Here is a 21,428-nt window from a genome sequence, read left to right on the forward strand (position 1 = left end):
TTACAAATTTGCTCCGAAGTGTCACGCTGTCCGATGAGTCGCCTCAGGCGGCCCCAGCCCAGGACAAGCGTTGCGGTAAACGCCAATGCACGGATTCCGTGCGGCGGTGAGGAACGGATTGAATGGTCACGTCAACGTTCGACATCAGGGAAGGCAGCCGGGTGCACTCCGCCCGGCCGAGCCGTGCCGACCGCGAATGTCTGCGCTATCGGCTCGACGTCATTGCGGTGAGCGCCCTGGACGTCGTCGAATCGGCCGGAGGTTGGCTCTACGACCGGGCGATGGCCGGCTGGCAGGTGACGGTGCTGCTGCCGGATGATGGCGACGCCCGCCCCCTGCGGATCCTCGGCGTGCAGGCGCGGAATCTCGAAGAGTGGCTCGCCGCGATGGGCGCCGGATCGACGAGCGAGAGCCTCGCGGTGAGCGCCGAGGCGTTCACCGCGGATGCGCGCGTGCGCGACAAGGTGCTCACGTCGCTCGACGACCGGTTGACCGAAGTCACGTTGTGGGGCCAGGCGCCTTCCGGGTGGCCCCTGCGCGTGGACCGCGGGGTGACCAGGGCGCAGTACGCGCTCAGTGCGGCCGCGCGAAGGTTCAAGGGCCACGCGCTGGCGGCGGCCGGGAGTGCCTGTCCCGCGGTGTATTCCACGGAGACATTGCTCTGCGATTTGGTGACCTGTGGGCGCGGCGGCTCGGGGCTGGTCCGGCTCGACCGATGAAGAAGTACTACCGCGACACGCTGCTCTATTTGCACGAGACCATTTCGCTCGGCTCCGGGCGAAGCGACCGCTTCACCGAGGTGTTCTCCGACACCTACCGGCCGATGATGGAAGAGATCGGCGCCCGGCTGTTCGCGATCTGGGAGACCACGCCCTACAACGGGCACTGGCCGCAGGTGACGGTCATCTGGGAGATCGACGGGTTCTCCGACTATGCGCGGATCGGGGCTGCCCAGGCCCGCGGCGGCAGTCATGAGGCCGCGGCCGGAAAATGGTCCGCCTTTCTGGCCGACATCGGCGCCGCCGGGGAGGGCCGAATCATGTACCCCGGCCCCAGCAACAGGACTCTGGCCCAGCTGCGGGAAGCCAATTTCGCTGCACCGCTGGTGATACAGGAGATCATGCAAACCAAGCCGGGGCGTCAAGACGACTACATCCGCGAACTCGAGCGCCTCTACGTCCCATGGTCGGAACGCACCGGCAAGCGCTGGCTGGGCTCGTTCACCACGACCTTCCGCTACAACGAGGTCATCCACTACTGGGCGCTGGACGGCGGCTGGGAATGCTTCGCCAACCACTACCCCTCGTGGAAGGAGAGCCCACCCGCCGAGATCGTCACCTGGATGAGCGTGGCGCCCGCGCTGCGCGACGGCTGGGAGGACTCGATCCTGCAGGCCCTACCGCCCTCGCCGCTGCAGTGATGCGGCAGCGAGAGGCCGTGCACTTCGCCTACGACCCCTTCGACGCGCAGGTGATGGCGAATCCGCTGCCGTACTACCGAATCCTGCGTGACCATCATCCGCTGTACTACATGCCGCAGTGGGACACTTTCGCGCTGTCCCGCTTCGAGGACATCTGGCAGGTGCTGGAAGTCAACGACGGGACGTTCGTCGCGTCGGAAGGGACCCTGCCGGCGGCGTCGGTTCTGGCCAAGCACAACAACGGCCCGGTCGACGACCCGCCGCTGCACCCACTGCCGTTCCACGCGGTGTTCGACACGGACCTGTACGCGGAGATCCGGCGCGCGCACTCCCAGCCGCTCCGCCCCAGGGCGGTCACCGGCTGGGAGGCCAGAATCCGCGAGCTGGCAAACGAGCGCCTCGACGAGCTGTTGCCGCGCGGTTCGTTCGACCTGACCCAGGACTACGGCGGCATCGTCGTGGCATCCGTCGTATGCGAATTACTGGGCATTTCAACCGATCTCGCGTCCGAGGTGCTGGGAGCCGTCAACGCCGGCAGCCTGGCCGAGCCCGGTGTCGGGGTGGACACCGCCGAGGCGCGGCCCAACTATTTCGAGTACCTGCTGCCCGTGGTTCAACGCCGCCGAGCCGACCAGTCCGGGGGTCCGCTCGCAGTCGTCGACGGCCTGCTCGGCTATCGCCTGCCCGACGGCAGCCCGCTCGACGACGTCGAGGTCGCCACCCAAATGCTCTGCATCTTCATAGGTGGTACCGAGACGGTGCCCAAGATCGTCGCCCACGGTCTGTGGGAGCTCCTCCAGCGGCCGGACCAGCTGGCCGCGGTGCGCGCCGATCCCGAGAACAACGTGCCCGTCGCACGCGAGGAGATGATCCGGTTCTGCGCGCCGGCGCAATGGTTTGCCCGAACAGCGCGGAAGCCCTTCACCATTCACGCCGAGACCATCCGGCCCGGGCAGCGGGTCATCACCCTGCTCGCCTCGGCCAACCGCGACGAGCGGGAGTACCCCGAGCCCGACGAATTCGTCTGGGATCGGCCCATCCGCCGGTCGCTCGCCTTCGGCCGCGGCCAACACTTCTGCATCGGCTACCACCTCGCCCGGCTGGAAGTCGCTGTGCTGCTGCAGGAATGGCTGCGCCGGGTGCCCGACTACGCGATCCAAGCCGAGGCCGCCAGGCGGCTGCCCTCCAGCTTCCAGTGGGGTTGGAACAACATCCCGGTGGAGGTCTGACGTGTGGTCCTACCGGATCGTCGCCCCCTACCAGTTCGAGCGGACGACGATCGCAGAGAAGACACCCGAATGCCTCGCCGAGGGTCAGGTGTTGTTGCGGTTCCTGGCCGCCGGTGTCTGCGGCAGCGATCTGCCGGCTTTTCGCGGTGCCCGCGGCCGCCTTCCGGGTGACGACGGTGCCAGTGCGGCCGAGAAGGACGGCTTCCCCATTCACGAAGTCGCCGGCGAGGTGATCGCCAGCCGGCACCCCGCTCATTGCCCCGGCGACCGGGTCGTCGGCTGGGCCTCCGGCTTCGACGGAATGATGGAGCGCGTGGTCAGCAACGGCGAGGGCCTGGCGCCATACGACCCGGCGCTGACCCCGGCGCAGGCCCTCGGCCTGCAACCGCTGGCGTGCGTTCTCTATGCCTGCGAGCAGCTCCCGGATCTCGCAGGCAGGCATGTGGCGATCATCGGGCAGGGGTCGATCGGCCTGCTGTTCTCCTACGTCGCCAAGGCGGCCGGTGCCCGGCGCGTCACCGGAGTCGACCCCGTCGACCGGTCAAGCGTGGCAACCGCATTCGGCGTCGACGACCCGGTGCGCGCCACCAGCGATCGGTGGGTGAGCCAACTCGCCGCCGGCGACCGGGCCGACGTCGTCATCGAGGCCGTCGGTCACCAGGTCGCGACGCTCGGCCACGCCATCGACGCCACCGCGCCAGGCGGCACGGTGTTCTACTTCGGCGTCGCCGACGACGACGCCTACCCCATCAACATGCGCGCCATGCTGCGCAAAAACCTGACGTTGAAATCCGGTGTGACACTGGACCGGCGGCGAGTGCTGGAGCTCGCCGGCAAGTTCGCCGCCGAACACCCCGAACTGCTCGGAACCTACCTGACTCACACGTTCGGCATCGACGACGTGCAGAGCGCCTTCGAGTTGGCCTGCCGCCCCGTCCCCGAGCGCGTGAAGATCGCGATCGGACAGTGCGCGTGACCGACAATTCGCAGAGCGCCTTGCAGCGGGCGCTGAACCGGGGCGGTCCGATATGGGGTGGCTGGATCACCGGCCCCACAATGATCGGGCCGGAGGAATTCGCCGGGGCCGGTTACGACTACGTGGGTTTCGACGCACAGCACGGCTACCTCGACGACGCCGACATCGCCGGCATGCTGCGCCGGATCGAACATCTGCCTATCGGCACCGTGGTGCGGCTGCCCAACCCCGACGCCGCACCGATCGGACGTGTGCTGGACGCCGGCGCGGACGCCGTCGTCATTGCGATGGTCGAGTCGGCAGACCAGGCCGCCGCGGCCGTGGCGGCCACCCGCTACCAGCCCGCGGGCGTCCGCAGCTTCGGTCCGCTGCGCGCCAGCCTGGGTCGCGACACCGCGGCGCTGGAATCCCGGGTCAGCGTCTTCGCGATGATCGAAACCGCCGCGGCGCTGTCCGGCCTCGAGCAGATCTGCGCCGTCGACGGGCTCGCCGGGCTCTATGTCGGGCCCGCCGATCTGGCGCTCTCGCTGGGCGCGGATGTGGCTGGCGCGACCAGGCATCCGGCCGTCCTGGACGCCATCGTGAAAACCCACCGTGCGGCCACGGCGGCCGGGCTGGTGACCGGCATTCACGCCGGGGACGGCACGACGGGCCGCGCTATGGCGAAGCTGGGGCCTTCGATGATCACCCTGACGGCCGAATCGCACGCGCTGCGCCGGGGCGCCGCCGAGCACCTGCGGGAGGCGACGCATGACGGATGACCTCGCCGCGATCCGCGAGCTGCTCGCCGGCTACGCCCTGTCGCTCGACGCGGGTGAGCTCGACGAGTGCCTGGGCCTGTTCGCCCCCGACGCTGAATTCCTGGTCTACGGAAGGGTCTTCGCCGGACACGACGGCATCGGACGGATGTTCCGGGATGCCCCGCGGGGGCTGCACCTGACCGGGGTCTCCCGGATCCACATCGACGCCGACACCGCGACCGCCCGGTCGCAGGTCTTGTTCGTGCGGGCGGGCGACCTGCACCTGCGCCCCGCCCTCTACGACGACGATCTGATCCGCAGCGACGGGCGGTGGCGTTTCCGGCGACGGAGGTGCCAGTTCGTCACCAGCCGCGGCCTGTCCGACACCCCCGAGGTCACGTCATCATGAATGAACGCGTCGCACTGGTGACCGGCGCCGCCGGCGGTCAGGGCTGGGCCATCGCCAAACGGCTGCGCGCGGAGGGCTATTCGGTGGCCGCCTGTGATCGGCGTGCGCACGAGCTGACCGCCTTGGTCGACGGATTGGGCGACGACGGGGTGATCGCGATCGAGCTCGACGTCACCTCCGAATCGCTGTGGGAGTCGGCCGTGCACACCGTGATCGCGCGGTTCGGGGCGCTGACCACGCTGGTCAACAACGCCGGCATGCTGCACCGGGCGTCGTTGGCCGACGAGAGCGCCGGTGGGTTCGAGAATTCCTGGCGGGTCAATTGTTTCGGCGCTTTCCTGGGCATCCATGCGACGCTGGAGCACCTGCGCGCCGCGCAGCACGCCGCCGTCGTCAACATCTGCAGCACCGGCGCGATCCGCCCCTTTCCACACCACGCGGCCTACGGCTCGGCGAAGTGGGCGCTGCGCGGCCTGACGCAGAACGCCGCCGCCGAACTGGCCCCGCTGGGGATCCGGGTCAACGCCGTGTTCCCCGGACCGATCGCGACCCCGATGCTCGATGACGCCACCCAACTGCGGCTGGCCGCGTCATCGGCCTTCGGTCGGATCGGCCAACCGCGCGAGGTTGCCGACGCGGTAGCGTTTTTGGTCTCCGAGGGGGCGTCGTTCATCACCGGCGCTGAACTGGTCGTCGACGGCGGCCAGTGCGTGCAGATCCGATGACCGGGCCCACGATCGGCATCATCGGCGCCGGGCCAGGCGGATTGGCGCTCGGAATCTTGCTCTCGCGGGCGGGCTTTCGGGATTTCACCATCTTCGACCGGGAAGACGGCGTCGGCGGCACCTGGCGGATCAACACGTATCCAGGTCTGGCGTGTGACGTCAAATCGCACCTGTACTCCTACTCGTTCGACCTGAACCCGGACTGGTCACGGCTGTGGTCGGCGCAGCCCGAGATACTGGCGTACTTCCAGCGATGCGCCGACAAGTACGGCCTGGGCCCACACCTGAAGCTGCGCACGGATATCCGGTCCGCGCGGTGGGAGGGCGACACCCGGCGGTGGTGCCTGACCACGGCCGAAGGTCAACTACACCACTTCGACATCGTGGTTTCCGCCGTCGGCCTGTTCACCCGTCCGCTCCTGCCGGATCTCGTGGAGCAGGAACCTTTCACCGGAACGGTGCTGCACTCGGCGCGCTGGGACCACTCCATCCCGCTGGCGGGCAAGCGGATCGCCGTGCTCGGCACCGGGTCCACGGCGTCGCAACTGTTGCCCGAACTGGCCAAGGTGGCCGGCCAGGTCTATTCGGTGCAACGATCGCCGACCTGGATCCTGCCCAAGCCCGATCGGCACTACACGCGGCGCGAGCGCTGGGCGTTCGCCCACGTGCCGGGCGTCAAGAAGCTGTACCGCACCCGGCTGTGGCTACGCAGCGAAGCGAACATATCGGTGATCGAGAATGGCAGCGCCAAGACCCGGGAGTTCAGGGCGCTCGCGCTCAGTCTGCTCGAAAAGGCCGTCGCCGATGAGGAATTGCGCCGCAAGCTCACCCCGACCCACCCCCTGGGCTGCAAGAGGTTGGTGTTCTCTTCCGACTACCTGACCGCGCTGAGCCGGCCCAATGTCGAGGTGTTGACCAGCCCGGCGCGGTACCTGCGCGCTCGGTCCCTGGTCACCGAGGACGGCACCGAGCGCGAGGTCGACGTGGTCGTGTGCGCCACCGGCTACGCCGCCGCCGACTATCTGGGCGAGCTGGACGTGTCCGGGGAGGGCGGCACCACCCTGCGCGAGGCGTGGCGCGACGGGGCGCACGCCTACCTGGGGATGGCCGTGCCGGGTTTTCCCAACTTCTTCATGCTGTACGGCCCGAACACCAACGTCGGCTCTAACAGCGTGATCTTTATGCTCGAGGCGCAGGCACGCTACATCGTGCGGGCGCTGAAACACCTGCGGCGCAGGGGCAAGACCTACATCGCGGTGCGGCCCGCCGCCCTTGCCGACTTCCTCGCCAAGATCGACCGCTGGATGGTGGGCACCGTGTGGACCACTCAGTGCAGCAACTACTTCCGCGCTCCGAATGGCCGCGTGGTGACGCAGTGGCCCCGAAGCGCGCGAAGCTTCTGGGGCATGACGAGGAGGTTCAGGCCGGGCGACTTTCAATTCGAGCCAGCCACGGATTCCTTCTCCGGCGCATTGACGGCGGCGGAGAACGGATCGCGATGACCGAGCTGGACGGCGCCGAGCGGCTCGACCCCGCACTGCGGGCGATCGCGACCACCCGCACCGACTTTTCTTTCAGTTCAATCGAACTCACCCGCGATCCGTTCAACGAGCGTCGCCGGGCAGCCGCCGAACAGACCGGCGCGCGCGGTGTCCAGATCGGCGACGAGACGGTGCCGGCCGAGTCACCGGTGCCGGTGCGGATCTATCGCTGCGGGTCCACCCCGGCGCCCGTGGTGGTTTACTGCCATGCCGGCGGGTTCGCGCTGGGAAACCTGGACACCGACCATCGCCAGTGCGTCGAACTGGCCCGTCGCGGCCGCTGCACGGTGGTGTCGGTGGACTACCGGCTGGCGCCGGAGCACCCCTATCCGGCCGCGTTCGCCGACGCGAGCGCCGTGCTGAGGTGGGTGGTGGCCAATGCCGGCCGGCTCGGCGTCGATCCGGCCCGGCTCGCGGTGGCCGGCAGCAGCGCCGGCGCCACCCTGGCCGCGTGCCTGGCGCAGGCGGCGGCCGACGGGGCAGTGCCGCCGGTCGTCTTCCAGTTGCTGCACCAGCCCGTGCTTGACGATCGAAATACGCCGTCCAAGCAGGAGTTCCGTACCAGCCCGGCGTTCGACGGTGAGGCCGCCGACTTGATGTGGGGCCACTACCTGGGCGCGACGACCGCGCCGGAATCGGCCGTACCCGCGCGGCGGCCCCGGCTCGATGATCTGCCCCCGGCGCTGATCACATGCGCGGAGATCGATCCCTTCCGGGACGAGGCGGTCGACTATGCGCTGCGCCTGCTGCGCGCCGGAGTGTCGGCCGAACTGCACGTGTTCGCCCGCACCTGCCACGGATTCGACTCGCTGTTGCCAGATTGGTCGACGTCCGAGCGGCTGTTCGCGTTGCAGGCGCACGCCCTTGGTAGCGCCCTGTGCGAGACCGGCGCGGGACCTTCGGCTCTACTCTGAGCGCCCGGGCCGTCGGCAGAATGTGTTGCCATGAAGATCACGGGCCTCGAGGTGGTGCCGTTCGAGACGTTCGTCGACCGAATCTCGTTCGGCCAGCTGATGACCGACTATCGCGTGGTGCAGACCGTGACCAAGGTGGTCACCGACGAGGGGATCGAGGGCTACTACTTCGGCGGCCACTTCCACGGCGACCAGGACGGCCTGCTCCCCGGGGATCAGGCGCTGATCACCCAATTCCTGAGCCCGCTGCTGGTCGGCCAGGACCCGTTTGACAGGGCGGAGATCTGGCGGCAACTGTGGGCGGCGAAGCTCCCCGAAAACGTCTGCAGCGTAATCGATCTGGTCCTGTGGGATCTGGCCGGACGGGTTACCGGGTTGCCGGCGCACAAACTGCTCGGCGGGGCGCGCGACCGGGTGAAGGCTTATGCCAGCAGTTTCAACAACCTCGGATCGCCCGACGACTACGCCGCCCACGCCGTCGAATGCAAGCGTCAGGGCTACCGCGCCTACAAGATTCACCCCTACCACTACTGGAATCCCGCGACAGGCCAGTTCGCCCTGCCGCGGCCGTCCTACGTGGACTGGGACATCCGGGTGTGCCGCGAGGTTCGGGCGGCGGTGGGCGACGAGATGGTGCTGATGTTCGACCCCTGGGGCACCTACCACACCCACGAGGACGCGCTGCGGGTCGGCCGCGAGCTTCAGCGGCTGGGTTTCTACTGGTACGAGCACCCGATGCCGGAGTACCGGGTTGAGGCCTACCGGCGGCTCGGCGACGAACTCGACATCCCGATCTGCTCTCCCGAGATCGCCGAGGGCGGGATCTACACCCGGGCGGATTGGATACTGCGCCATGCCTCCGACATCAGCCGCATCGACGCGCTGCGCGGAGGCATTACCGGCGTGATGAAGCTGGCGGGGATGTGCGAGGCGGTCGGCATGCGGTGCGAGCTGCACATGAGCGGCTTCGGCAACCTGCAGGTGCTCGGCGCCACCAGCGAAGACGTCTGCGAGTACTACGAGCGCGGCCTGCTGGGGCCCGGGGCTAGATACGACGCCGCGCCGCCGTATCTGAACTCACCCTGCGATCCGCTCACCCCGGACGGGTTCGTCGAGATACCGTCGGCCCCCGGGCTGGGCTACGAAATCCGTTGGGAATACATCGAAGAACACCGCATGCCGGACTCGGCGGTGGAACCCGTCGCGCCCCTGCACCCGAGATAGCGGCTAGTCGAACCTGATGAGCTGCCGCACGGCGGTACCGTCGGCCAGCTTGTCCATCGCCTCGTTGATCTCATCCAACCGGATCGACGACGACACCAGCGATTCCACCGGCAGCCGGCCCGCTTGCCAGAGAGCGACGAACCGCGGGATGTCGCGGCCGGGCACCGCCGAACCCAGGTAACTGCCGATCAGCGAGCGCCCCTCGGCCACAAAACCCAACGGCGACACGGTGATTCGCGCATCCGGCGGTGGCAGGCCGACGGTGATGGTGCGGCCGCCCGGCGCGGTAAGCGCGATGGCCGTCTCGAGTGCGGCGGGATGGCCGACGGCTTCGACGACCACGGCGGCCTTCACCCGGGCGTCGGCGGCCTGCTGCGGCGTGTACGCCTCGTGCGCGCCCAGGGCGCGGGCGGCGGTCAGCTTGTCCGGCAATTGGTCGACGGCGACCACGCGCACGCCGTCATAGGTGAGGGCGGTGAGCACCGCCGCCATGCCGACACCGCCCAGGCCGACAACGGCGACTGTCTGCGCCGGCTGCGGATTGCCGACGTTGAGCACGGCGCCCCCACCCGTCAGCACGGCGCACCCCAGCAGCGCGGCGACGTCGGGCGGCACGTCCGGCGGCACCGGAACCGCACTTGCCCGGTTGACCACCGCGTGCGTCGCGAATCCCGACACCCCGAGGTGGTGATACACCCGGTGGCCGGCGTGGTGGAGTCGGATGTCGCCGCCCAGCAGGGTCCCCGCGGCGTTGGCCGCGCTGCCCGGCTCGCACGGGGTCAGGCCCTGGGTCGCGCAGGCCGCGCAGTGACCGCACCGCGGCAGGAACACCAGCACCACCCGCTGACCCACGGCGAGGTCGGACACGCCGTCACCAACCTGCTCGACGATTCCGGCCGCCTCGTGACCGAGCAGCATCGGCACCGGCCGCACCCGGTTGCCGTCCACCACCGACAGATCGGAGTGGCACACCCCGGCCGCCTCGATGCGGATCATCACCTCGTCGCTGCCCGGCGGGTCCAGGTCGAGATCGACAACTCGGATCGGCCGGGAATCGGCGTACGGCCGAGCGAGACCGACCCGGTCCAGCACGGCCCCCCGAATCTGAACCATGTTGGAATACAACCATGGCTTCGGAACCCCCGGCCTCGCCGGCTCCGGTGGTACCGCCGGCGCCGGACGGGCTCACCAGTGACGACTTCCCCGTGCTGTGGCCGGTCGGAACCCGGTGGGCCGACAACGACATGTTCGGCCACCTCAACAACGCGGTGTACTACCAGTTGTTCGACACCGCCATCAACGCCTGGATCAACACCAGCACCGGGCTCGACCCGCTCACCACCCCCACGCTGGGCATCGTCGCCGAGTCGGGCTGCCGGTACTACTCGGAACTGCACTTCCCCGAAGACCTCGCGGTGGGCCTGGCGGTGACCCGGCTGGGCCGCAGCAGCGTCACGTACCGGCTCGGCGTGTTCCGGGCGGCGCATGCAGAGCAGGCGCAGCCCACCACCGCGCTGGGCCATTGGGTGCACGTCTACGTCGACCGGTCCAGTCGCAAGCCGGTCGAGATCCCCGACCCCGTCCGCTCGTTGCTGTCGTCGGCACGCGTGGACCGATAAGCCTGAGATCGCCCGCGGGACCGGGGCTTTCGTGCGAAACCGCGGGCCCGGCCGCACTGCGGGAGTGCGTCGCCCACCCGGCTATGCTTCGCCAATGCCCGTTATGAGCAAGACCGTCGAGGTCAGCGCCGACGCGGCCTTGATCATGGCGATCGTCGCGGACTTCGAGGCCTACCCGCAGTGGAACGAGGAGATCAAGGGCCTCTGGGTGCTCGCCAGATACGACGACGGGCGCCCCAGCCAGCTGCGGCTCGACACCGACTACCAGGGCATGCAGAGCATGTTCATCCAGGCCGTGTACTACCCCGGGGAAAACCAGATCCAGACCGTGCTGCAGCAGGGCGATCTCTTCACCAAGCAGGAGCAGCTGTTCAGCGTCGTGGCGATGGGAGCGTCGAGCTTGTTGACCGTGGACCTCGACGTCGAAACCTCGATGCCGGTTCCGGCGCCGATGGTGAAGCAGCTCCTCAACAACGTGCTGGACCACCTGGCCGAAAGCCTCAAGCGGCGCGCCGAGGAGCTGGCCGCGGGCTAGACGCTCGCGATCGCCGCTAGTCGAAGATGGCGGCGACCCACTTCGCCCGGCCTTGCGGCCGCGCTCGTGATCGCCGCTAGTCGAAGATGCCGGTGCGGTCCCGCATTTCCGTCAGCCTCGCCGCCGCGTCGGTGAACTGCCACACGGTGTGCTCGATCACGGCGGCGGCGTCGCGCCGGCGCAACGCCGCGATCAGCTGCCGGTGGTTGTCGACGGCGGCGGTGCCCCATTGCTGATCGGCCGCGTACACCAGCACCGGCATGTAGCGCGCGGCGTTGAGCAGGAACCAGGCCAGCTTGATCCGCCCGCTCGCCTGGTTGAAGACCCGATGGAACGCGAACTCGATGCCTGCGATCGTCTCGGCGTCGCCGGACCCAACCGCCGCGGCGAGCGCCTCGTTGATGCGCTCGAGCTCGGCGATCTCGGCGTCGGTGATGTGATCGGTGGCCGCGGCCGCCAGCTCCTTGGCGATGGTGGCCTGCAGCCAGAAGATGTCCTCGATGTCCTGGCGCGTCAGTGGCAGCACCACGTGACCCCGGTGCGGTTCGAGTTGCACCATCCCCTCGCCGCGCAGCTTCAGCAGCGCTTCGCGCACCGGCGTGACGCTCACGCCGAGCTCGGCCGCGGTCTCGTCGAGGCGGATGAACCTTCCCGGCCGCAACGCCCCGGACATGATCGCCGCCCGAAGGTGGCCCGCGACCTCATCGGACAGCTGCGCCCGGCGCAGTGGCCGTCGGCTCCTCGGTCGCGTGGATATCGGTGCGTTCACGGGGGCTGCCAGGGCTTTCGGGGCGTCGCGGAGGTTGGTTTGAAACTTCGGTCGGGGCTTGTCAGCTGGGCGTTAAGGCCATAATGTGACCCAGACAACACCATGTTTTATCAAATATCAACCTGGCGCAAGCGGTGCGCGAGTGAAGGGAAAGGCTTGAGTTGACCGCGCAATTAGCGAGCCATCTGGCGCAGGCGACCGAGCAGCCGTATCTGGCCCGGCGCCAGAACTGGGTGAACCAGCTCGAACGGCATGCCCTCATGCAGCCGGGCGCGGCAGCACTGCGTTTCCTGGGGAAAACCACGACGTGGGGTGAATTGCAGGGCCGGGTTTCGGCGCTGGCCGATGCGTTGAGTCGTCGGGGAGTCGGCTTCGGCGATCGGGTCATGGTGCTGATGCTCAACCGCCCCGAATTCGTCGAGTCGGTGCTGGCAATCAACATGCTCGGCGGCATCGCGGTCCCGCTGAACTTCCGGCTCACCGCCGCCGAGATCGGCTTCCTCGTTCAGGATTGCGCGGCCCGCGTGCTGATCACCGAATCGGTGCTCGCCCCGGTGGCCACCGGTGTTCGTGACGTCGAGCCATTACTGGAGACGATTATCGTCGCCGGCGGGGCGGGCGACGACAGCGTGCTCGGTTACGAGGACCTGATCAACGAGAGCGGGCCGTCGCACGAGCCCGTCGACATCCCCAACGATTCGCCGGCGTTGATCATGTACACCTCCGGCACCACCGGCCGCCCGAAGGGCGCCGTACTGACCCACACCAACCTGACCGGACAGACCATGACGGGCCTGTACACCAACGGCGCCGACATCAACACCGACGTCGGTTTCGTCGGGGTCCCGTTCTTTCACATCGCCGGCATCGGCAACATGCTGGTCGGGATGCTGCTCGGCATCCCCACGGTGATCTACCCGCTGGGCGCGTTCGAGCCGGGGCAGTTGCTCGACGTGCTGGCCGAAGAGAAGGTCACCGGCATCTTCCTGGTCCCCGCGCAGTGGCAGGCGGTGTGCGCCGAACAACGAGCCCGCCCCCGCGACCTGAGGCTGCGGGTGATGTCGTGGGGAGCCGCGCCGGCGCCCGATTCGCTGCTGCGCGAGATGTCGGCGATCTTCCCGGGCACGCAGATCCTCGCGGCCTTCGGCCAGACCGAGATGTCGCCGGTCACCTGCATGCTGCTGGGCGAAGACGCGATTCGCAAACGTGGCTCGGTCGGCAAGGTGATCCCAACCGTTGCCGCGCGCGTGGTCGACGAGAACATGAACGACGTGCCGATCGGTGAGGTGGGCGAGATCGTCTACCGCGCACCGACTTTGATGAGTGGCTACTGGGACAATCCGGAAGCCACGGCGGAGGCGTTCGCGGGTGGTTGGTTTCACTCCGGGGACCTCGTCCGGATGGACGAGGAGGGCTACGTCTGGGTGGTGGATCGCAAGAAGGACATGATCATCTCGGGCGGCGAGAACATTTATTGCGCAGAGGTGGAAAACGTTCTGGCCAGTCATCCCAAGATCGTCGAAGTCGCGGTCATCGGACGCGCCCACGAGAAGTGGGGCGAGGTGCCGGTCGCGGTCGCGGCCATCGCCGGCGACCAGCTGCTGCTCGACGAACTCGGCGAATTCCTCACCGAGCGGCTGGCCCGCTACAAGCATCCGAAAGCGCTCGAAATCGTCGACGCCCTGCCGCGTAACCCGGCCGGCAAGGTGCTCAAGACGGAGCTACGAATCCGTTACGGAAGCGCAAATATCGACGAAAACCGCCCCACTGCAAGAGAATTTACAGCCAGAGAGGAAAGCTGACGGAACCTGTAACGTTCGCCCGCTGTTGACGAAGGGTTAATTGTGCGGATGCAGTTCACACGTGCATGGCCATCGGGTACATTCCTGTGGTCTCCGTTACTACTTGTCAGTAGGGAGCCGATGGTCACACACGTTGGGTTGGCGCGGAGCAGGGGCATCCCCGGCCGCGTCGGGGGAACCGCCCTCTTGCAGGGGACGGCAAGGGGGCGAGGCGTGCGACACGATCCGCGTCCGCGCCGAGAGGCGCGCGGTATCTGCTGGAGGGGGGACCGGTGACTTCGACGTCGGCGAGTCGACGCGGCCCCTACTTGGTCGGTTACGTACGCGACCAACTGCAGACCCCGCTGACTCTCATTGGGGGATTTTTCCGGATGTGCGTCCTCACCGGCAGGGCCCTGTTCCGCTGGCCATTCCAATGGCGCGAATTCGTGTTGCAGTGCTGGTTCATCATGCGGGTGGCGTTCCTGCCGACCATCATGGTGTCGATCCCGCTGACCGTCCTGCTGATCTTTACGCTCAACGTGCTACTGGCCCAGTTCGGCGCCGCCGACTTGTCCGGCGCGGGCGCGGCGATCGGCGCCGTCACCCAGCTCGGCCCGCTGACCACGGTGCTGGTGGTGGCCGGCGCCGGTTCGACGGCGATCTGTGCTGACCTTGGTGCGCGCACCATCCGCGAGGAAATCGACGCCATGGAGGTCCTCGGCATCGATCCGATCCACCGGCTGGTGGTTCCCCGGGTGATCGCCGCGACCCTGGTGGCCACGCTGCTCAACGGCCTGGTGATAACCGTCGGCCTGGTCGGCGGCTACCTGTTCGGCGTCTACCTGCAAAACGTCTCGGGCGGCGCCTACCTGGCGACCCTAACGACGATCACGGGTTTGCCCGAGGTGGTCATTGCGACCGTCAAGGCCGCGACCTTCGGCCTGATCGCCGGGCTGGTGGGCTGCTACCGCGGGCTTACCGTGCGCGGCGGGTCGAAGGGGCTCGGCACCGCGGTCAACGAGACCGTCGTGCTCTGCGTCGTCGCGTTGTACGCCGTCAACGTCGTGCTGACCACCATCGGCGTTCGATTCGGAACGGGCCACTGACATGTCCAGCACTGCCGTGTTGCGCGCCCGCTTCCCGCGGGCGGCAGAAAACCTCAACCGCTACGGCGGTGCCGCCGCCCGCGGCCTTGACGACGTCGGCCAAATGGCCTGGTTCGGGGTGGTGGCCCTCGGTCACGTCCCGCACGCGCTGCGCAACTACCGCAAGGAGACCCTGCGCTTGATCGCCCAGATCGGCATGGGCACCGGTGCCATGGCCGTCATCGGCGGCACCGTCGCGATCGTCGGCTTCGTGACCCTGTCGGGTAGCTCCCTGGTCGCAATCCAGGGCTTTGCCTCGCTGGGCAATATCGGCGTCGAGGCGTTCACCGGCTTCTTCGCCGCCCTGATCAACGTGCGCATCGCCGCCCCCGTCGTCACGGGCATCGCGATGGCCGCCACTGTCGGCGCCGGCGCCACCGCCGAGCTGGGCGCCATGCGGATCAGCGAAGAGATCGACGCCTTGGAAGTCATGGGCATCAAGTCGATCTCCTTCCTGGCGACCACCCGGATCATGGCCGGCCTGGTCGTCATCATTCCGCTCTACTCGCTGGCGATGATCATGTCGTTCCTCTCGCCGCAGATCACCACCACGGTGCTCTACGGCCAATCGAACGGAACCTACGAGCACTATTTCCGGACGTTCCTGCGTCCCGACGACGTGTTCTGGTCGTTCCTCGAGGCGATCATCATCACGGCGGTCGTGATGATCACCCATTGCTTCTACGGATACAACGCCGGCGGGGGGCCCGTCGGCGTCGGAGAGGCTGTCGGCCGATCGATGCGTTTCTCGCTCGTGTCGGTGCAGGTCGTCGTCCTGGCAGCCGCGTTGGCGCTCTACGGCGTCAACCCCAACTTCGCCCTCACGGTGTAGCCCCATGACATCCCCAGTTAAGGTCAACAAGCCCCGCAACCCGCCGTACAAGCTGGCCGGCGCCGCCGCTTTGATCATCGCCCTGGTGGCGTTGGTCCTGGTCTACGGGCAGTTCCGCGGCAACTTCACTCCCAAGACCAAGCTGACGATGCTGGCGTCGCGGGCGGGCCTGGTGATGGACCCGGGCTCGAAGGTCACCTACAACGGCGTGGAGATCGGCCGGGTGGCCGACATCTCCGAGACGGTGCGCGACGGCAAGCCCGCCGCCAAGTTCACCCTGGACGTGTATCCGCGGTATCTGTCGCTGATCCCGTCCAACGTCAACGCCGACATCAAGGCGACCACGGTGTTCGGCGGCAAGTACGTGTCGCTGACGACGCCGAAGAACCCGTCGCCGCAAAAGCTCAACCCGCACACCGTGATCGACGCGCGGTCGGTGACCACCGAGATCAACACCCTGTTCCAGACCGTTACCTCGATCGCGGAGAAGGTCGACCCGGTCAAGCTGAACCTGACGCTGAGCGCGGCGGCCCAGGCGCTGACCGGGCTGGGCGATCGGTTCGGACAGTCGGTGGTCAACGCCAACGCGATCCTCGACGACGTCAACCCGCAGATGCCGCAGGTCCGCCACGACATTCAGCAGCTGGCCGGACTCGGCGACACCTATGCGGACGCCGCGCCGGACCTGATCGATTTCCTCAACAACGCGGTGATCACCTCGCGCACCATCAACGCCCAGCAGAAGGATTTGGACCAGGCCCTGCTATCGGCGGCCGGGTTCGGTAATACCGGCGCCGACATCTTCAACCGGGGCGGCCCATACCTGGCGCGCGGGGCGGCGGATTTGGTGCCCTCCGCCCAGCTGCTGGACACCTACAGCCCTGAAATCTTTTGCACCCTGCGTAATTACCACGATGTTGAGCCCAAGGCAGCCGCATTCCTCGGCGGCAACGGATATTCGCAAAACAGCCACACGCAGTTGCTGTCCGGGCTCGGGCTACTGGCCAACCCCGTGTCGGCGGTCGCCACCCTCGCCACCCTCGTCGGTGGTCTAGCAGGAGTGGTGGCCGGCGGTCCGAACCCTTATATCTACCCGGAAAACTTGCCGCGCGTGAACTCCCGCGGCGGGCCGGGTGGCGCGCCAGGCTGCTGGCAGCAAATCACCCACAGTCTTTGGCCCACGCCCGAATTAATTATGGACACCGGTAACAGCATCGCGCCGTACAACCACCTCGAAACCGGTTCCCCATACGCCATCGAGTACGTCTGGGGCCGCCAAGTAGGGGATAACACGATCAACCCATGAAAATCACCGGAACCATCGTCAGGCTCAGCATCTTCTCCTTGGTGCTGCTGGTCTTCACTGTGATGATCATCGTCGTCTTCGGGCAGATGCGATTCGACAGCACGAACTCCTACGCGGCCGAATTCACCAACGTCAGCGGGCTGCGGGCGGGCCAGTTCGTCCGCGCCTCGGGCGTGGAGATCGGTAAGGTCGACACGGTCGAGCTGGCCGACGGCGGCAAGCGGGCGCGGGTGAAGTTCAACGTCGACCGCTCGGTGCCGCTGTACCAGTCGACGACGGCGCAGATTCGCTACCTCGACCTGATCGGCAACCGCTACCTGGAGCTCAAACGCGGCGATGGCGAGGGGGCCCAGAAGGTATTGCCCCCGGGCGGCTTCATTCCGATGTCGCGGACATCGCCGGCGTTGGACCTCGACGCCCTGATCGGCGGTTTCAAGCCGCTGTTCCGGGCGCTGGACCCGCAGAAGGTGAACACCATCGCAACCGCGTTGATCACGGTATTCCAGGGCCAGGGCGGCACCATCAACGACATCCTCGACCAGACCGCGCAGCTAACCAACCAACTCGGTGAGCGCGACCAGGCGATCGGCGAGGTCATCAAGAACCTGAACATCGTCCTGGACACCACCGTCCGGCACCGGCAGCAATTCGACCAGACGGTCAACAACCTCGAGGTCCTGATAACCGGGCTGAAGGATCACGGTGACCAGCTGGCGGGCGGGACCGCGCACTTCAGCAACGCGGCCGGGACGGTCGCCGATCTGCTCGCCGAGGACCGCGGGCTGCTGCACAAAACCCTCAACTACTTGGACGCTATCCAGCAGCCGCTCATCGACCAGCGCGAAGGGCTCAACGATTATTTCAAGAAGGTGCCAACCGCGTTGAACATGATCGGACGCGCCATCGGTTCCTACGGGGACTTTGTCAACTACTACGCCTGCGACATCAGCATCAAGATCAACGGGCTGCAGCCCGGCGGCCCGGTCCGCACGGTCCGGCTCTTCCAGCAGCCGACGGGTAGGTGCACCCCGCAATGAGGACGCTGGAACCACCCAACCGGGTTCGCATCGGCCTGATGGGCATCATCGTGACGCTGCTCGTCATCGGCGTCGGCCAAAGCTTCACGAGCGTCCCGATGCTGATGGCCAAACCGCACTACTACGGCCAGTTCACTGACACCGGCGGTATCGGCGTCGGCGACAAGGTGCGCATCGCCGGTGTGGACGTTGGAAAGGTCGAGGCCCTCAACATCGAAGGCGATCACATCCTGGTCAAATTCAACCTCGGCACCGCGACCATCGGCACCGAGAGCCGGCTCGCCATCAAGACCGACACCATCCTCGGCAAGAAGATCGTCGACGTCGAGGCGCGGGGCAACCAGAAACTGAGGCCCGGAGACTCGTTGCCGATCGGTCAGAGCACCACGCCCTACCAGATCTACGACGCGTTCTTCGACGTCACCAAGGCCGCCCAGGGCTGGAATATCGACACGGTCAAGGAATCGCTGCACGTGCTGTCGCAGACCATCGACCAGACCTACCCGCACCTGAGCGCGGCCCTGGACGGCGTCGCCAAGTTCTCCGACACCATCGGCAAGCGCGACGAGCAGGTGAAACATCTGCTGGCCCAGGCCAACCAGGTGGCGAGCGTCCTCGGCGACCGCAGCGACCAGGTGGACCGCCTGCTGGTCAACGCGAAGAACCTGCTGGTTGCCTTCAACGAGCGCGGCCAGGCCATCAACGCGCTGCTGTCCAATGTCGCCGCCTTCTCCGAACAGGTCAAGGGTTTGATCAACGACAACCCCAACCTCAACCATGTGCTTGAACAGCTGCGCACCGTCAGCGACATCTTGAAGGAGCGCAAAGACGACGTCGCAGTGGGGCTGACCGAGGTGGGCAAATTTTTGCCGTCGTTGAACGAGGCGATCTCGTCGGGACCGTTTTTCAAGGTGGTCCTGCACAATCTTGCCCCTTATCAGATTCTGCAGCCCTGGGTCGACGCAGCATTTAAGAAGCGCGGCATCGACCCGGAGAACTTCTGGCGCAGCGCCGGGCTGCCCGAATTCCGGTGGCCCGACCCGAACGGCACCCGGCTCCCGAACGGCGCGCCGCCGCCGGCGCCCCCGGTGCTGGAGGGCACGCCGGAGCACCCGGGGCCGGCCGTTCCTCCCGGGTCGCCCTGCTCCTATACCCCGGCTAACCCGGGCGGCAACGTGACCGTCGGCGACGAGGGTCTGCCGCGGCCATGGAACCCGCTGCCCTGCGCCGGTGGTGGCATCGGACCGTTCGGCGGCCCGGGCTTCCCGGCACCGGTCGATGTGCTGACCTCGCCGGCGAACCCGGGCGGTCTGCCACCCACACCGGGCATCCCGATCGCCGGACGGCCGGGCGACCCGCCACCGGACGTCCCGGGCACGCCCGTGCCGCTGCCTGCGCAGGCGCCGCCGGGGGCGCGCACCGAGAACCTGGCGCCGGCGGGGCCGACGCCGCCTCCGTCGACGTTCGCACCGGGCTTCCCGCCGGGACCGGCGGCCCCACCCGGGCCGGGGAACCAGCTACCGGCGCCGTTCATCAATCCGGGCGGAACCGGCGGCAGCGGCGCTGCGGGGGGAGGTAGCCAGAATTGAGCACCGCCTTTGACATCCGCAACATCCGCCTACCGAAGCTGACCCGGGCGACCGTGATCATCGGATCGCTGGTGATCGTGCTGGCCCTGGTCGCCGGGTTCGTCGGCTGGAAGCTGTACCAGAAGCTGACCAACAACACCGTGGTGGCCTACTTCCCGGCGGCCAACGCCCTCTACCCGGGCGACAAGGTCCAGATCATGGGGTTGCGGGTGGGCGCGATCGACAAGATCGAGCCGGCCGGCGACAAGATGAAGGTCACCTTCCACTACGAGAACAAGTACCGGGTCCCCGCCAACGCCAACGCCGTCATCCTCAACCCGACGTTGGTAGCATCACGAGCCATTCAGCTGGAGCCGCCGTACAAGGGCGGACCGGTGCTGGCCGACAACGCCGTGATCCCCGAGGAGCGCACGCAGGTCCCCGTCGAGTGGGACCAGCTGCGCAACAGCATCACCAACATCATCTCCAAGCTGGGGCCGACGCCGGAGCAGCCGACGGGGCCGTTCGGTGAGGTGATCGAGTCCTACGCCAACGGCCTTGCCGGCAAGGGCAAGGAGATCAATTCGACGCTAACCAACCTGTCGCAGGCGTTGACAGCGTTGAACGACGGCCGCGGCGACTTCTTCGCAGTGGTGAAGAGCCTGGCGTTGTTCGTCAACGCGCTGCACAAGGACGACCAGCAGTTCGTCGCGCTGAACCAGAACCTGGCCGACTTCACCACCCGGCTCGCGCACAACGACACGGACCTGGCGAACGCGATCGAGCAGTTCGACGGCCTGCTGTCCACCGTGCGCCCGTTCTTGGACAAGAACCGCGGGGTCCTGACCTACGACATCAACAACCTGGCCACGGTGACCAACACGATCCTGCAGCCGGACCCGCTGAACGGGTTGGAGACGGCGCTGCACATCCTCCCGACGGCCGCTTCGAACATCAACCAGGTCTATCACCCGTCGCACGGTTCGGTGGTCGCCATTCCCGCGATCACGAGTTTCGCCAACCCGATGCAGTTCATCTGTAGCTCGATCCAGGCGGGCAGCCGGCTCGGGTACCAAGAGTCGGCCGAACTGTGCGCCCAATATCTGGCACCGATCCTCGACAGCATCAAGTTCAATTACCTGCCGTTCGGAGCGAACCTGTTCAGCACGGCGGAGGTCCTGCCGAAGGAGATCGCCTACTCCGAGCCGCGACTGCAGCCGCCGAACGGCTATAAGGACACCACCGTGCCCGGCATCTGGGTCCCGGACACCCCGACGTCGCACCGCAACACCCAGCCCGGCTGGATCGTCGCGCCCGGGATGCAGGGGCAGCAGGTCGGGCCGATCACGGCGGGCTTGATGACCCCCGACTCGCTGGCCGAGCTCATGGGAGGCCCCAACATCGCCCCGGTCCAATCGGACCTGCAGACGCCGCCGGGCCCGCCGAACGCCTACGACGAGAACCCGATCGTGCCGCCGATCGGGCTGAACGCGCCGGTGCCGATCCAGCCGCCGCCGCCCGGGCCGAACGTGGCCCCGGGGCCGGTCGCCCCAACGCCGGCGCCGGTGGCGGCGCCTGCGCCCAACGCGGGCGGGCCGGCCGTCCCGGCTGACATGGGGGGTGGCCAGTGACGAGCAAGCCGCATCATGGGCCGA

21 protein-coding genes are annotated in these 21,428 nt (G+C 67.5%); 19 read left to right on the forward strand and 2 right to left on the reverse strand.

From position 1 onward, the window contains the following. Positions 1-122 precede the first annotated feature (122 nt). Genes H7J89_RS12765 through H7J89_RS12810 form a run of 10 tightly spaced genes read left to right on the forward strand, consistent with a single transcriptional unit; the run spans position 123 to position 9,178 of the window. Positions 123-719 (forward strand): hypothetical protein, encoded by a 597-nt coding sequence (locus tag H7J89_RS12765; RefSeq protein WP_264044059.1) that lies wholly within the window; start codon positions 123-125, stop codon positions 717-719. Beyond that, positions 716-1,420, forward strand: a complete 705-nt coding sequence (locus tag H7J89_RS12770) for an NIPSNAP family protein (RefSeq protein WP_264044060.1) — start codon at positions 716-718, stop codon at positions 1,418-1,420. The genes H7J89_RS12765 and H7J89_RS12770 overlap by 4 nt, the downstream gene beginning before the upstream one ends. Before the next feature lie 17 nt (positions 1,421-1,437). Then, positions 1,438-2,649 carry a cytochrome P450 gene (locus tag H7J89_RS12775; RefSeq protein ID WP_264044264.1) on the forward strand — a complete coding sequence of 404 codons (1,212 nt, stop codon included), beginning with the start codon at positions 1,438-1,440 and terminating at the stop codon, positions 2,647-2,649. Between the two features lies 1 nt (position 2,650). After that, positions 2,651-3,625: a zinc-binding dehydrogenase gene (locus H7J89_RS12780; protein ID WP_264044063.1), complete on the forward strand. Its 975-nt coding sequence runs from the start codon at positions 2,651-2,653 to the stop codon at positions 3,623-3,625. Next, complete coding sequence (locus H7J89_RS12785; RefSeq protein ID WP_264044065.1) at positions 3,622-4,386, forward strand: HpcH/HpaI aldolase family protein; 765 nt, start codon at positions 3,622-3,624, stop codon at positions 4,384-4,386. The genes H7J89_RS12780 and H7J89_RS12785 overlap by 4 nt, the downstream gene beginning before the upstream one ends. Beyond that, positions 4,376-4,774: a nuclear transport factor 2 family protein gene (locus H7J89_RS12790; protein WP_264044068.1), complete on the forward strand. Its 399-nt coding sequence runs from the start codon at positions 4,376-4,378 to the stop codon at positions 4,772-4,774. The genes H7J89_RS12785 and H7J89_RS12790 overlap by 11 nt, the downstream gene beginning before the upstream one ends. After that, complete coding sequence (locus H7J89_RS12795) at positions 4,771-5,499, forward strand: SDR family NAD(P)-dependent oxidoreductase (protein WP_264044070.1); 729 nt, start codon at positions 4,771-4,773, stop codon at positions 5,497-5,499. Before H7J89_RS12790 ends, H7J89_RS12795 begins: the two co-directional genes overlap by 4 nt. Next, a complete protein-coding gene (locus tag H7J89_RS12800) occupies positions 5,496-7,001 on the forward strand; it encodes a flavin-containing monooxygenase (protein ID WP_264044072.1) in 1,506 nt (501 codons plus the stop codon). The genes H7J89_RS12795 and H7J89_RS12800 overlap by 4 nt, the downstream gene beginning before the upstream one ends. Then, a complete protein-coding gene (locus H7J89_RS12805; protein WP_264044074.1) occupies positions 6,998-7,954 on the forward strand; it encodes an alpha/beta hydrolase in 957 nt (318 codons plus the stop codon). Before H7J89_RS12800 ends, H7J89_RS12805 begins: the two co-directional genes overlap by 4 nt. Positions 7,955-7,984: 30 nt before the next feature. Next, positions 7,985-9,178, forward strand: a complete 1,194-nt coding sequence (locus H7J89_RS12810; RefSeq protein ID WP_264044075.1) for an enolase C-terminal domain-like protein — start codon at positions 7,985-7,987, stop codon at positions 9,176-9,178. Between the two features lie 3 nt (positions 9,179-9,181). On the opposite strand, the gene H7J89_RS12815 is transcribed toward H7J89_RS12810, so the two are convergent. Further along, positions 9,182-10,291, reverse strand: a complete 1,110-nt coding sequence (locus tag H7J89_RS12815) for an alcohol dehydrogenase catalytic domain-containing protein (protein ID WP_264044076.1) — start codon at positions 10,289-10,291, stop codon at positions 9,182-9,184. Between the two features lie 14 nt (positions 10,292-10,305). On the opposite strand from H7J89_RS12815, the gene H7J89_RS12820 reads away from it, so the two are divergent. Then, positions 10,306-10,797: an acyl-CoA thioesterase gene (locus H7J89_RS12820; protein ID WP_372513770.1), complete on the forward strand. Its 492-nt coding sequence runs from the start codon at positions 10,306-10,308 to the stop codon at positions 10,795-10,797. Positions 10,798-10,891: 94 nt separating this feature from the next. Continuing rightward, on the forward strand, positions 10,892-11,332 hold the full coding sequence (locus tag H7J89_RS12825) for an SRPBCC family protein (protein WP_264044077.1): 441 nt from the start codon (positions 10,892-10,894) through the stop codon (positions 11,330-11,332). A 76-nt stretch (positions 11,333-11,408) separates the two neighbouring features. Here H7J89_RS12825 and H7J89_RS12830 read toward each other — a convergent pair whose 3' ends face one another. Then, positions 11,409-12,101: a GntR family transcriptional regulator gene (locus tag H7J89_RS12830; protein ID WP_264044078.1), complete on the reverse strand. Its 693-nt coding sequence runs from the start codon at positions 12,099-12,101 to the stop codon at positions 11,409-11,411. Between the two features lie 161 nt (positions 12,102-12,262). Between H7J89_RS12830 and fadD5 the strand changes: the two genes are divergently transcribed. From fadD5 to H7J89_RS12865, 7 genes are all read left to right on the forward strand, one after another. Then, entirely contained in the window at positions 12,263-13,903 is a 1,641-nt protein-coding gene (gene fadD5, locus H7J89_RS12835; RefSeq protein WP_264044079.1) for a fatty-acid--CoA ligase FadD5, read from the forward strand. A 272-nt stretch (positions 13,904-14,175) separates the two neighbouring features. Continuing rightward, entirely contained in the window at positions 14,176-14,991 is an 816-nt protein-coding gene (locus H7J89_RS12840) for an MlaE family ABC transporter permease (RefSeq protein ID WP_067270001.1), read from the forward strand. Position 14,992: 1 nt separating this feature from the next. Continuing rightward, positions 14,993-15,862 (forward strand): MlaE family ABC transporter permease, encoded by an 870-nt coding sequence (locus tag H7J89_RS12845; protein WP_264044080.1) that lies wholly within the window; start codon positions 14,993-14,995, stop codon positions 15,860-15,862. Positions 15,863-15,866: 4 nt separating this feature from the next. Then, positions 15,867-17,168, forward strand: a complete 1,302-nt coding sequence (locus H7J89_RS12850; RefSeq protein ID WP_264044081.1) for an MCE family protein — start codon at positions 15,867-15,869, stop codon at positions 17,166-17,168. After that, positions 17,165-18,205 carry a virulence factor Mce family protein gene (locus H7J89_RS12855; RefSeq protein ID WP_264044082.1) on the forward strand — a complete coding sequence of 347 codons (1,041 nt, stop codon included), beginning with the start codon at positions 17,165-17,167 and terminating at the stop codon, positions 18,203-18,205. The genes H7J89_RS12850 and H7J89_RS12855 overlap by 4 nt, the downstream gene beginning before the upstream one ends. Further along, entirely contained in the window at positions 18,202-19,794 is a 1,593-nt protein-coding gene (locus H7J89_RS12860) for a virulence factor Mce family protein (RefSeq protein ID WP_264044083.1), read from the forward strand. The genes H7J89_RS12855 and H7J89_RS12860 overlap by 4 nt, the downstream gene beginning before the upstream one ends. After that, entirely contained in the window at positions 19,791-21,404 is a 1,614-nt protein-coding gene (locus H7J89_RS12865) for a virulence factor Mce family protein (RefSeq protein ID WP_264044084.1), read from the forward strand. Before H7J89_RS12860 ends, H7J89_RS12865 begins: the two co-directional genes overlap by 4 nt. Positions 21,405-21,428 lie beyond the last annotated feature (24 nt).

Origin of the sequence: Mycobacterium paraffinicum, from assembly GCF_025822865.1 — a bacterium.
GTDB classification, from domain to species: domain Bacteria; phylum Actinomycetota; class Actinomycetes; order Mycobacteriales; family Mycobacteriaceae; genus Mycobacterium; species Mycobacterium paraffinicum.